Raw genomic sequence first — 11,916 nt, 5'->3', positions numbered from 1 at the left:
GGGCCCCCCCCCCCCCCACGGCCGCGAGGACGCCTGAGACAGGCGTCCCCGCGGCCGGTCGTCAGACCCAGGTAGGCAGCCACATGCGCATGTGCCACTGCTGCCACGGGATGACGAACCCCGCCCACACCGGGTAGAAGAACAGCCCGACGCCCACCACCAGGGCCACGAACACGCCGACCGCGGCCACCGTCCACCGGCGCGCCCGCCGGTCGCGGGGTGGGGCGTCGTCCTCGACCGCGGGCCCCACGAGCAGCCCGAGGACGTACACGAGCGTCAGCACGACCCACGGCACGAAGGCGATCGTGTAGAACGTGAAGATCGTGCGGTGCGCGTAGGCGAACCACGGCAGCCACCCGGCGACGATGCCGGACAGGACCGCGCCGGCGCGCCAGTCGCGGTAGCGGACCAGCCAGAACAGGGCCACGAGGATCGCCGCCGCGCCGGCCCACCAGATGAGCGGGTTGCCGACCGCGACGATGGCCTGCGAGCAGGAGTCGGCGCCGCACGCCTGCTGCGCGGCGTCGCCCGTGAGGCCCGAGACCTCCGTCGGGTAGTAGTACGAGGTGGGCCGCCACTGCACGATCCAGCCGAGCGGGCTCGCCGCGTAGCTGTGCGGCGTGTCCAGGTCGCTGTGGAAGCGCCACATCCCCTGGTGGTAGGACCACAGGGAGCGCAGCGCGGGCGGCAGCCACTGCACGCCCTGGCCGGGGTTGTTCTCCGCCCAGTGCCGGTCCCACCCGTTGTCCGTCGCGAACCAGCCCGCCCACGACGCGAGGTACGTCAGGGCGGCCGTGGGGACCATGACGAGGAACGCGACCACCGCGTCCTTGACGAGCGTGGCCCGCACCCACGGGCGCACGCCGGCGGTGCGCCGTGCGGTCGCGTCCCACAGCACCGTGAGCAGGCCGAAGACGGCGAGGAAGTACAGGCCGGACCACTTGGTGCCGATCGCCAGGCCCAGCAGGACGCCCGCGGCCAGGCGCCACCAGCGGAACCCCAGGGCCGGGCCCCAGCCGAGCGGTCCTCCCGAGTCGAGCACGGCGGCGGCCCGCACGGCCAGGCGGCGCCGGGCCTGCTCCCGGTCGAGGATCAGGCACCCGAACGCGGCGAGCGCGAAGAACATGAGGAACGGGTCCAGCAGGCTCACGCGCGAGTGCACGATCGCCTGGCCGTCGACCGCGAGGAACAGGCCCGCGATGGTGCCGAGCGCGGTCGACGCGAACAGCCGCCGCGCGATCCGCGCGATCATCAGGACCGCGAGCGTCCCGCACACGGCCGCCGCGAGGCGCCACGCGGCCGAGCTCTCGACGCCGCCGCCCAGGCGGATCCCCAGCGCGATCATCCACTTGCCGACGGGCGGGTGGACGACGTACGCGGGGTCGGTGCCGAGCATGCTCGCGTCACCGGCCTCGAAGCGCGCGTTGGGGTCGTCGCCCCACGTCGCCTCGTAGCCGCGCATGAGCAGCGAGTACGCGTCCTTGACGTAGTACGTCTCGTCGAAGACGAGCCGGTGCGGACGGCCCAGGTCCCACAGCCGCAGGAACCCGGCGAGCGCCGTGACGCCCAGCGCCCACAGCCACCCGTGCAGGCGTGCGCGCGGCGTCGCGTCGAGCGTCAGCGTCCCCGCGCCGAGCAGGCGGTGCAGCAGCCGCTGCTCGTGCGGCTCGGTCTCCTGCGGCTCGGTGTCCTGCGCGGGACCGGCACCCTCGGGGTCGACGCCGTCGGGGCCCGGGCCGTCGGGACCGGGGTCCGGTGCGGCGGCGGGCCCGTCGGGGGCCCCGTCCGGGGCGGTGCGCGCACCGGCGTCGGGCGCGCGCCCGACCGGCTCGGTGGCCGCGGGTGGGAGCGTGTCCGCACCCGCGTGCGTGGGAGCCCCCGGCCCGGTGGGCTGGCGCTCGGTGTCGTCTCCGTCGGTCGGCACCGGCCCATCGTAGGGGTACCCGGACCGGGGCGTTCCGGGCGCCACCCGGACGCGCGCACGCCGTGTCCCGCGTCGTCGTCGCAGGACGTCCGGGGGCGTCCGGCGGCGGGCGCGCCGGGTGCCGCCGACGGGGTGGCAGGCTGGTGCGGTGACCTCGCCGACCCCGACCGAGCCCGCCCTCGACCCGGTGCCCGTACCGCAGCCCGCCGTCGACCTGGGTGAGCCGTCCGGTGACGTCGGGGCGGCGCCCGCACCGGGCACGGCGCCGCCGGGCCGGTCGCTGCGCGTGGGCCAGGGAGCGCTCGTGCTGGCGGCGACCCCCATCGGTGACGCCGAGGACGCGTCGGCCCGCCTGCGCCGGCTGCTCGCGGAGGCGGACGTCGTCGCCGCCGAGGACACACGACGCACGCGCGCGCTGGCCGCGCGGCTGGGCGTCACCATCACGGGGCGCGTCGTCAGCCACCACGAGCACAACGAGTCGGGGCGGTCGGACGACCTGCTCGACGTCGTCGCGCACGGCGGCACCGTGCTCGTCGTGACGGACGCGGGCATGCCGACGGTGTCGGACCCCGGCTTCCGGGTCGTGCAGGCCGCGGTGGCCGCGGGCCTGCCGGTCACGGTGGCGCCCGGTCCCAGCGCGGTCCTGGCGGCGCTCGCGCTGTCGGGCCTGCCGACGGACCGCTTCTGCTTCGAGGGGTTCCTGCCGCGGCGCGCGGGGGACCGTGCCCGGACGCTGGCCGCGCTCGCGTCCGAGCGTCGCACCATGGTGCTGTTCGAGGCCCCGCACCGCGTGGCCGAGGCCCTCGACGCCCTGGTCGCGGCGTTCGGCGCGGAGCGCCCGGGGGCGGTGTGCCGCGAGCTGACCAAGACGTACGAGGAGGTCCGTCGCGGACCGCTCGCGGAGCTCGCCGCGTGGGCGCACGCGGGCGAGGTGCGGGGCGAGGTCGTGCTGGTCGTCGGCGGCGCACCGTCGGACGGGCCGCGGGACGTGGCCGACCTGGTGCCCGAGGTGCTGGCGCGCGTGGACGCGGGGGAGCGGCTCAAGACCGTCGTCGCCGAGGTCGCCGAGGTGACGGGCGTCGTCAAGCGCGACCTCTACGCAGCAGCCCTGGCGGCGCGCCGCACCTGACGCACCCCGCCGCCGCGTCCCCGTCCGCCGTCCCCGTCCGCACCGTGGGACGCGGCTGCGCCGGGACCGGCCTGAGTCGTCCTCCGGGCGTCGGACGACGACCGAGGCCGGTCTCGGCGACGACGCGTCACGGGAGGGGACCCGGGGGCTGCGGTCGGCGGCGCGGACCGGCACAGTGGTGCCGTGGGACACGACCGGAGGGGCCGCGGGGCCCGGCGACGGGCGGTGGTGGGGCGCGCGGCTCCCGTGCTCGGCCTGGGGCTGCTCGTGGTCGGCTGCTCACCCGACACCCCCGACGCGGCTCCGACGTCCGTGGCAGCGCCCTCGCCGTCCGCCACGTCGCCCGCACCCACGCCCGACGCGGCGACCGCGCCCGCGGTGCAGGACGTCCCGACCGTGACCGTGGCCTCGGTCCAGGACGTCGTGACGGGTCTGGACGCGCCGTGGGGCCTCGCGTTCCTGCCGGACGGACGCGCGCTGGTGACGCTGCGGGACGCGGCCCGGCTCGTCGTCGCCGGGGCCGACGGGTCCCTGAGCGACGTCACCGGCCCGGGTGCCGACGAGATCGCGGCGGCCACCGTGGCGCGCGGCGAGGGCGGCCTGCTCGGGGTGGCCGTCGTGCCGGGCACCGGGTCCTCGGGGCCCGTCGACGTCACCGTGTACCTGACGTCCCGCGACGACAACCGCGTCCTGCGCGCGACGCTCGACGGCACGACGCTCGGGCCCACGCGCGTCCTGCTCGACGGCATCCCCAACGGCACCAACCACAACGGCGGGCGGCTGGCCTTCGGGCCCGACGGCCACCTGTACGTCACGACGGGCGACACCTACACGACGCGGCTGGCCCCGGACCCGGGCAGCCTCGGTGGCAAGGTGCTGCGCGTGACGGCCGACGGCGCACCCGCGCCGGGCAACCCCGACCCGTCGTCGCCCGTGTGGACGCGCGGGCACCGCAACGTGCAGGGCATCGGCTGGGCGCCCGACGGGCGGGCGTTCGCCGCGGAGTTCGGCCAGGACACGTGGGACGAGCTCAACGTGCTGCGCGCGGGCGCCGACCACGGCTGGCCCACGGTCGAGGGGCAGGGCGGCGCTGCGCAGGGGTACGCCGACCCGGTGGCCGTGTGGGCCACGTCCGAGGCGTCGCCCTCAGGGCTCGCGGTGACCGACGAGGGCGTGTACCTCGCGGGCCTGCGCGGCCGCACGCTGTGGCGCGTGCCGCTGCGCCCGGTGACGGCCGCGGCGCTCGACGACCCCGCCGCCGACGCCGCGGGGGTCGGTACGCCGCAGCCCCTGCTGGCGGGCGAGCACGGTCGCCTGAGGGCGGTCGAGGTCGCCCCTGACGGCTCCCTGTGGGTGCTGACGAACAACACCGACGGACGCGGCGACCCGGTGCCCGGCGACGACCGGATCCTGCGCGTCACCGTGAGAGCCGACTGAGAGTCGCGCTTCTCCCGGCGTGTGCGGTTCGGGAGGATCGTCCGGGTCGGTACTGTGTGCGCCGTCCGACCGTCGCGCCCGCGGCTCGTCGGTGACCGGCCGGACGACGACGGCGGCGGTGATCAGCAGCACGACACGTGACGACGAGCGCGACGGGAGCCGACATGCCGGCGAGGGCCAAGAGCATCCTCATGTGGATCGTCGTGATCTTCCTCATCTACGCCGTGGCCACGAACCCCGACCGTGCGGCGTCGGTGGTCGAGGGCATCGGGGACTTCGTCTACAGCGTGTTCTCGGGCTTCGCGCGGTTCTTCAGCAACCTGGCGGACTGACGGGCCGAGCCGCGGGGCCGTCGCGGCACGACGACGGGCGGGAGGTGACCACGTGACGACCGACCACGCGACGCGCATCGTCATGTCCCACCGGCTGCTGCGCCGGTACGTGCTGCCCGGTGAGCGCGTCGTCCTGGCGACCCGGCGGCACTGGGCCAAGCTGCTCGAGCCGGCGCTGGTCGCCGCCGCGGTGTTCGCGGTCTGCGGCTGGCTGACGTACGTGCTGGAGCCGACCGTGGGCGACGGCGTCCTCGTGGTGTGGTGGCTGTGGCTCGCGGCGCTCGCGAGGTTCGGGTGGTACCTGCTGCTGTGGCGCGTGGAGTGGTTCGTCGCCACCGACAAGCGGATGCTCCTGCTGACCGGTCTCGTGACCCACCAGGTCGGCATGATGCCGCTCATGAAGGTGACGGACATGCGGTACTCGCGGTCCGTCCTGGGGCAGATGCTCGGCTACGGCCAGTTCCTCCTCGAGTCCGCCGGGCAGGACCAGGCGCTGCGGCAGATCGGGTGGGTGGCACGCCCCGACGCGACGTACCGCGACCTGTGCGCGCTCATCTTCACGCCCGTCACGACGCCGCCGTCCGACGGCGAGGACGACGCCGGTCCGCGCCCCTCGCGCCGCGGGCGCCTGCGCCGCCCCGACGGCCCGCCCCCGTCGGTGCCGCCGGCACGCGCACCGTCGCGCGAGGCCGGTGCCGTCGCCGTCGCCGAGGCGCCCACGGCGACGACACCTGCGGGCGGCACCCGCGAGGTCGGGTCGCCGCGCGTCCCTGCGGGCGGCCGTGACGGTGACGGGCCGCCGGACCGGTGGGCGGAGCCCGTCGTCGTGTGGCCGACGCGCGAGCGCCCCTTCGAGCCGGACGACACCCAGCCGCTGCGCCTGCGCACGCCCGACGAGACCGACGACGTGGACGTCCCGCCCGACGAGGACGTCGCGACCCGCCGCCGGCTGCCGCCCACGCTCGCGGAGGCGGAGGAGGACGGCACGTCGATCGAGGCCGAGGCGATCGCCGGCGAGGAGGCCCTGCGCCTCGACGAGGAGGAGGCCCACGAGCGCTCGTGGGACGTCTCCGAGGGGACCACGCGGTTCGTCGACCTGGGCCGGCGGAGGTGGCGCGAGGACGTCGAGGCGCCCGAGGAGCCGGCCGAGCCGCGTCCGGAGCGCGGAAACCCGGACGGCGACGAGGGGCTCCGCACCTAGGATCGAGGCATGTCCCGCATCCTGTCGGCCGTCGCCTGGCCCTACGCGAACGGCCCCCGCCACATCGGTCACGTCGCCGGCTTCGGCATCCCCTCGGACGTCTTCAGCCGGTACATGCGCATGGCGGGCCACGACGTGCTCATGGTCTCGGGCACCGACGAGCACGGCACGCCGATCCTCGTGCAGGCCGACAAGGAGGGCGTCAGCCCCCAGGCGCTCGCGGACCGCTACAACCGGGTCATCGCCGAGGACCTCACGGCCCTCGGGCTGTCGTACGACCTGTTCACGCGCACCACCACGCGCAACCACTACGCCGTGGTGCAGGAGATGTTCCGCACGGTGCACAAGAACGGCTACATGATCGAGCGGACGACGAAGGGTGCGGTGAGCCCGTCGACGGGCCGCACGCTGCCCGACCGCTACATCGAGGGCACGTGCCCGATCTGCGGCTACGACGGCGCGCGCGGCGACCAGTGCGACAACTGCGGCAACCAGCTCGACGCGATCGAGCTCATCAACCCGAAGAGCAAGATCAACGGCGAGACGCCGAAGTTCGTGGAGTCCGAGCACTTCTTCCTCGACCTGCCGGCGTTCGTCGACGCGCTCGGGGACTGGCTGCGCACGCGCACCGAGTGGCGCCCGAACGTCCTGAAGTTCTCGCTGAACCTGCTCGACGACGTGCGTCCGCGCGCCATGACGCGGGACATCGACTGGGGCATCCCCGTGCCGCTCGACGGCTGGGAGCAGAACCCGACCAAGCGCCTGTACGTGTGGTTCGACGCGGTCATCGGGTACCTGTCGGCGTCGATCGAGTGGGCGCGGCGCAGCGGCGACCCCGACGCGTGGCGGCAGTGGTGGAACGACCCCGAGGCCCTGTCGTACTACTTCATGGGCAAGGACAACATCACGTTCCACTCGCAGATCTGGCCGGCCGAGCTGCTGGGCTACGACGGCAAGGGCTCGCGCGGCGGGGAGCCCGGTGCGTACGGGGCGCTCAACCTGCCGACCGAGGTCGTCTCGAGCGAGTTCCTCAACGTCGAGGGCAAGCAGTTCTCGACGTCGCGCGGCGTCGTCATCCTGGTCCGCGACATGCTCGCGCGCTACCAGCCCGACGCGCTGCGGTACTACATCTCCGTCGCGGGCCCGGAGACGCAGGACGTCGACTTCACGTGGTCGGAGTTCAAGCGCCGCACCAACGACGAGCTGGTCGCGGGCTGGGGCAACCTCGTCAACCGCACGGCGAGCATGGTGCACAAGAACTTCGGCGAGATCCCCGCACCGGGGCACCGGCTGCCCGTCGACGAGGCGCTGACGGCCGAGATCACGACCGCCTTCGGCCGCGTCGGTGAGCTCGTCGGCGCCCACCGGCAGCGGCAGGCGCTGCAGGAGGCCATGCGCGTCGTGACGGAGGCGAACCGGTACGTCTCGGAGACCGAGCCCTGGAAGCTCAAGACGGACCCCGAGCGTCTGGCGACGGTGCTGCACACCACGACGCAGGCCGTGAGCGACCTCAACACGCTGCTCGCGCCGTTCCTGCCGCACTCCGCGCAGCAGGTCCACGAGGCGCTGGGCGGCACGGGGACGTTCTCGCCGCAGCCGCGCATCGAGGAGGTCACCGACCTCGACGACGACAGCCGGCACTACCCCGTCATCACGGGCGACTACACGTCGGTCCGCGGGACGTGGCAGCCGAAGGCCGTCGTGCCGGGCACCAAGGTCGACAAGCCCACGCCGATCTTCACCAAGCTCGACGACGCCATCGTCGAGGAGGAGCTCGAGCGGCTCCGGCAGCCCTGACCCGTGGCCCGCAAGCGTCGTGAGACGGGCTGGCCGCCCTCGCCCGAGCCCCTGCCGTCGCCCGTCGTCGACAACCACACGCACCTGGAGTCGGCGGTCGGCTGGCGGGCGGACGGCTGGGGCGGCGACGTGGACGACTCCGCGGCGACGCCCCCGGACGTCGCCGCGCACGTGGCGCGCGCGGCGGCCGTCGGCGTGACCCGCATGGTGCAGGTCGGCTGCGACCTCGATGCCGTCGCCTGGACCGATGCGGCCGTGCGGGCCCACCCGGCGCTGCTGGGGGCCGTCGCGATCCACCCCAACGAGGCCGTGCTGCACGCGGGGGTCCGCGAGGTCGCACCGGACGGGCTCGATCCCGACCCGCAGCCGCGGCACGACGTGCCGCTCGACGACGCGCTCGCCGCGGTCGCCGCCGTCGCGCGCGCCAACCCGCGCGTGCGGGCGATCGGGGAGACGGGGCTGGACCACTTCCGCGCCGGGCCCCGGGGCCGGGAGGTCCAGCGCGAGGCGTTCCGGGCGCACGTCGCGCTCGCCAAGGAGCTCGGCCTGGCGCTGCAGATCCACGACCGCGACGCGCACGACGAGGTCGTCGACGTGCTGCGGCGGGACGGTGCGCCCGAGCGCACGGTGTTCCACTGCTTCTCCGGCGGGACCGGCCTGGCGCGCGTGTGCGCCGACGAGGGCTGGTACTGCTCCTTCGCGGGACCCGTGTCGTTCCCCGCCAACGAGGAGCTGCGGGCGGCGCTGCGGCTGCTGCCCGCCTCGCTCGTGCTCGTCGAGACCGACGCGCCCTACCTGACGGTCCACCCGCACCGGGGTCGGCCCAACGCGCCGTACCTCTTACCGGGGACGGTGCGCACGGTCGCGGAGGCCACCGGCAGGTCGCTCGCCGAGGTGTGTGCGCAGGTCAGTGCCGTCTCGGTGGAGGTCTACGGCGACTGGTGAGCCGTCGCGGCGTGCGCCCCCCGCTGGTCGCGGGGGTCACGAGTCGGTTACGGTCTGTCCCGGCAGCCGTGCTGCGCCCGTCAAGGGCGCGGGTGCGGGTGCCGAAGAGAACTTCAGGGCAGCGTCCCTCCCGCCGACCCGAAGGACACCGTGACCGGTCACGACCAGGTGCCCGGACGCCGCGCAGCACGCGCGCGCGACCGGGCCGCACGCACCGCTGCGCAGGCGGTCGTGCTCGCGCTCGTCGCGGGCGGGACCACCGCCTTCGCCGCGATGCACAAGGACGTCACCGTCGACGTCGACGGGCGTGAGGTGCAGGTGCAGGCCTTCGGTCGCACGGTGGCCGACGTCCTCGCCGCAGGCCGCATCGAGGTGTCCGAGGGTGACCTGGTCGCGCCGGGTCTCGACCAGCCCGTGGCGCGCGACGGGCAGGTGGTCGTCCGGCACGGCCGCGAGATCGCGGTCGAGGTCGACGGTCAGGAGCGCACGGTCTGGACGACGGCGCTGACGGTGGGCGAGGCGGTCGAGGAGCTCGGGCTGCGGGACGGGGTGCGCCTGTCGGCCTCGCGCTCGGCGAGCGTCGGCCGTGACGTGCTGCGGGTCTCGACGCAGAAGACCGTGCACCTCGTGGTGGACGGCCAGGTGATCGACGGCGTGACGAGCGGCTCGACCGTGCGGGACGCGCTGCGCGAGATCGGGCTCGTGCTCGAGGAGGCCGACCAGGTCTCCGTGCCGCTCGACGCCGCGGCCGTCGACGGGCTCGTCGTCCTGGTGACGCGCGCGGCCACGTCGGGTGAGACCGTGACCGAGGCCGTGCCGTTCGCGGTGCAGGAGATCGAGGACCCGACGCTCGTCAAGGGCAACCGCGTCGTGAAGTCGACCGGGCGCGCGGGGCAGCGCACGACGACCTACGCGCTCGACGTGGTCGGTGGCGTGGTCGTGGGGCGCACCGTGCTCGCGTCGGTCGTCACCGTGCCGCCCGTCGACCAGGTGACGCGCGTCGGGACGGCGGAGCTGCCGGACCCGTCCACGGTCGCCGTCGAGCCCGGGACGGCGCAGGCGATGGGCAAGGAGATGGCCGCGGCACGGGGGTGGGGCGACGACCAGTTCGCGTGCCTGCTCTCGCTGTGGAACAAGGAGAGCGGCTGGCGCTGGAACGCCGAGAACAAGTCGTCGGGCGCCTACGGCATCCCGCAGTCGCTGCCGGGCTCGAAGATGGCGTCGGTGGCCGACGACTGGCGGACGAACCCGGCGACCCAGATCACCTGGGGGCTGAACTACATCGCCGGTCGGTACGGGACTCCCTGCGGCGCGTGGGCGCACTCGCAGGCCAAGAACTGGTACTGACCTCCACGTTCGTCCCCGGACGACGCGTCGCGTGCGACGCGCCGTCCGTGCTGTGACCTTCGTCTCCGCGCGCAGGGGTTGGAACTGTCGCCGAGAATCCGTTACGGTCGCGTGTCGCTATTGCACGAACGGGTGAGAGCCCGGTCGTTCAGGTGACGCACGGTCGGCCGTCCCACGGCCACCGCGACCGCCGGATCGGGGATCCCTCCGTGGCGGACGTCCGGGCGCTCGTCGCCGCGGAGCGTCCCGCCTCTCCCTGTGCCCGGTCTCGACGACGGCTGGAGCCTCGTGCAGTTCTTTACCCGCCACACCGGTCCGACGTCGTCGGCGGCATCGTCCGCCACGGCCCCTCAGCCTGACTCCGGACCGGAGCCGGGTCCCGCGGCAGGCGCCTCGCGCCGCCGCTGGCCGCTCGTCGCCGCGGGCACCGCCGTGCTCGTCGTCGCCGCCGGCGGCAGCGCCGTCGCGCAGGCCCACAAGACCGTCGCGCTCGACGTCGACGGCGAGGTCACGCGCGTCAGCACGTTCGCCGGCTCGGTCGACGGGCTGCTCGCCGACCAGGACGTCGAGGTCGGCGACCGCGACAGCGTGTCCCACCAGGGCGCGCTGGCCGACGGCGCCGAGATCGTCGTGCGGCACGCGACCGCCCTCGTCGTGACGATCGACGGCAACCGCCAGGTCGTCTGGACCACCGCGCTCAGCGCCGACGAGGCGCTCGACACGCTCGCCGACCGCGCCGGCTCGGTCGCGCTCGTCGCGTCGCGCTCCGCCGACCGCGCCGAGCTGCCGCTCGACCTCGCGCTGAACGGCCGCGCCGAGGTGCTGGTCGACGGGACCGTGCTCGACGTCCCCGAGGCCGACGCCACCGTCGGTGAGGTGCTCGACCAGCTCGCGGTCGTGCTGCAGCCGCTGGACCGCGTGCAGGTGCAGCGCAGCGGCAACGGGGTCGTCCAGGTGGTCGTGCAGCGCGTCGTGGTGCAGGACGTCGCAACGACGTCGGAGGTGCCGTTCACGTCGCGCACCGAGGACGACGCGAGCCGCTTCACCGGTCAGAAGGTCGTCGCGCAGGCCGGCGTGCCCGGCGTGCGCACGGTCGTCGAGCGCGTCACCACGGTCGACGGCGTCGAGGAGACGCGGGAGCCCGTCAGCGACGGCATCACGCAGGCGCCTGTCGAGGAGATCGTCAAGGTCGGCACCAAGGCGCGTCCCGTCGCCCCGGCGCCCGCGCCCGCCGCGTCGTCGGCCCGCTCGTCGTCCGGCTCGTCCGCCGCCGCCGGACCCATCGCGGCCGGCGGCAGCGCGGACTCGCTCAACTGGGCCGCGCTGGCCAGGTGCGAGTCCGGCGGCCGCCCCGACGCCGTGTCGTCCACCGGCAAGTACCACGGGCTGTACCAGTTCTCGGTCGCCACGTGGCAGGCCGTCGGCGGCGCGGGTCTCCCGTCGCAGGCCTCCGCCGACGAGCAGACCGCCCGCGCGAAGATGCTCTACAACCGCTCGGGCGCCGGGCAGTGGCCGCACTGCGGCAAGAACCTCTTCGGCTGACCCCACCCTCGCGAGAGAGCAATCCAGCCCTCCTTGGGCTGAGAGAGCAATCCAGCCCCTCCCTTGTGGGGTGTGAGAGAGCAATCCAACCCCTCCCTTGGGGTGTGAGAGAGCAATCCAGCCCCTCCCTTGGGGTGTGAGAGAGCAATCCAGCCCCTCCCTTGGGGTGTGAGAGAGCAATCCAGCCCCTCCCTTGGGGTGTGAGAGAGCAATCCAGCCCCTCCCTTGGGGTGTGAGAGAGCAATCCAGCCCCTCCCTTGGG

General features: G+C 74.6%; 9 protein-coding genes. 8 read left to right on the top strand and 1 reads right to left on the bottom strand.

What is annotated here, in order from left to right; translation table 11 throughout:
* Positions 1-61 precede the first annotated feature (61 nt).
* Complete coding sequence (locus H9657_RS02405; protein WP_191779999.1) at positions 62-1,924, bottom strand: dolichyl-phosphate-mannose--protein mannosyltransferase; 1,863 nt, start codon at positions 1,922-1,924, stop codon at positions 62-64.
* 214 nt (positions 1,925-2,138) lie between these two features.
* On the opposite strand from H9657_RS02405, the gene rsmI reads away from it, so the two are divergent.
* From rsmI to H9657_RS19485, 8 genes are all read left to right on the top strand, one after another.
* A complete protein-coding gene (gene rsmI, locus H9657_RS02400) occupies positions 2,139-3,053 on the top strand; it encodes a 16S rRNA (cytidine(1402)-2'-O)-methyltransferase (RefSeq protein ID WP_404813136.1) in 915 nt (304 codons plus the stop codon).
* A 183-nt stretch (positions 3,054-3,236) separates the two neighbouring features.
* Positions 3,237-4,490 (top strand): PQQ-dependent sugar dehydrogenase, encoded by a 1,254-nt coding sequence (locus H9657_RS02395; protein WP_318241234.1) that lies wholly within the window; start codon positions 3,237-3,239, stop codon positions 4,488-4,490.
* A 164-nt stretch (positions 4,491-4,654) separates the two neighbouring features.
* A complete protein-coding gene (locus tag H9657_RS02390) occupies positions 4,655-4,822 on the top strand; it encodes a hypothetical protein (protein WP_208198006.1) in 168 nt (55 codons plus the stop codon).
* 52 nt (positions 4,823-4,874) lie between these two features.
* Positions 4,875-6,023, top strand: coding sequence for a PH domain-containing protein (locus H9657_RS02385; protein ID WP_318241233.1), 1,149 nt, complete (start codon positions 4,875-4,877; stop codon positions 6,021-6,023).
* 9 nt (positions 6,024-6,032) lie between these two features.
* Positions 6,033-7,820 carry a methionine--tRNA ligase gene (gene metG / locus H9657_RS02380; RefSeq protein ID WP_191779997.1) on the top strand — a complete coding sequence of 596 codons (1,788 nt, stop codon included), beginning with the start codon at positions 6,033-6,035 and terminating at the stop codon, positions 7,818-7,820.
* Between the two features lie 3 nt (positions 7,821-7,823).
* The gene (locus tag H9657_RS02375; RefSeq protein WP_191779995.1) at positions 7,824-8,765 is read left to right on the top strand and encodes a TatD family hydrolase; all 942 of its coding nucleotides are present in this window, start codon (positions 7,824-7,826) and stop codon (positions 8,763-8,765) included.
* Between the two features lie 150 nt (positions 8,766-8,915).
* Positions 8,916-10,112, top strand: coding sequence for an aggregation-promoting factor C-terminal-like domain-containing protein (locus H9657_RS02370; protein ID WP_191779993.1), 1,197 nt, complete (start codon positions 8,916-8,918; stop codon positions 10,110-10,112).
* Between the two features lie 258 nt (positions 10,113-10,370).
* On the top strand, positions 10,371-11,654 hold the full coding sequence (locus tag H9657_RS19485) for a transglycosylase family protein (protein ID WP_191779991.1): 1,284 nt from the start codon (positions 10,371-10,373) through the stop codon (positions 11,652-11,654).
* Positions 11,655-11,916: the final 262 nt, after the last annotated feature.

Source organism: Cellulomonas avistercoris, assembly GCF_014836445.1.
GTDB classification, from domain to species: domain Bacteria; phylum Actinomycetota; class Actinomycetes; order Actinomycetales; family Cellulomonadaceae; genus Cellulomonas; species Cellulomonas avistercoris.
The sequence above is the reverse complement of the archived record's forward strand: the minus strand, read 5'-3'. Positions and strand labels throughout refer to the sequence as shown.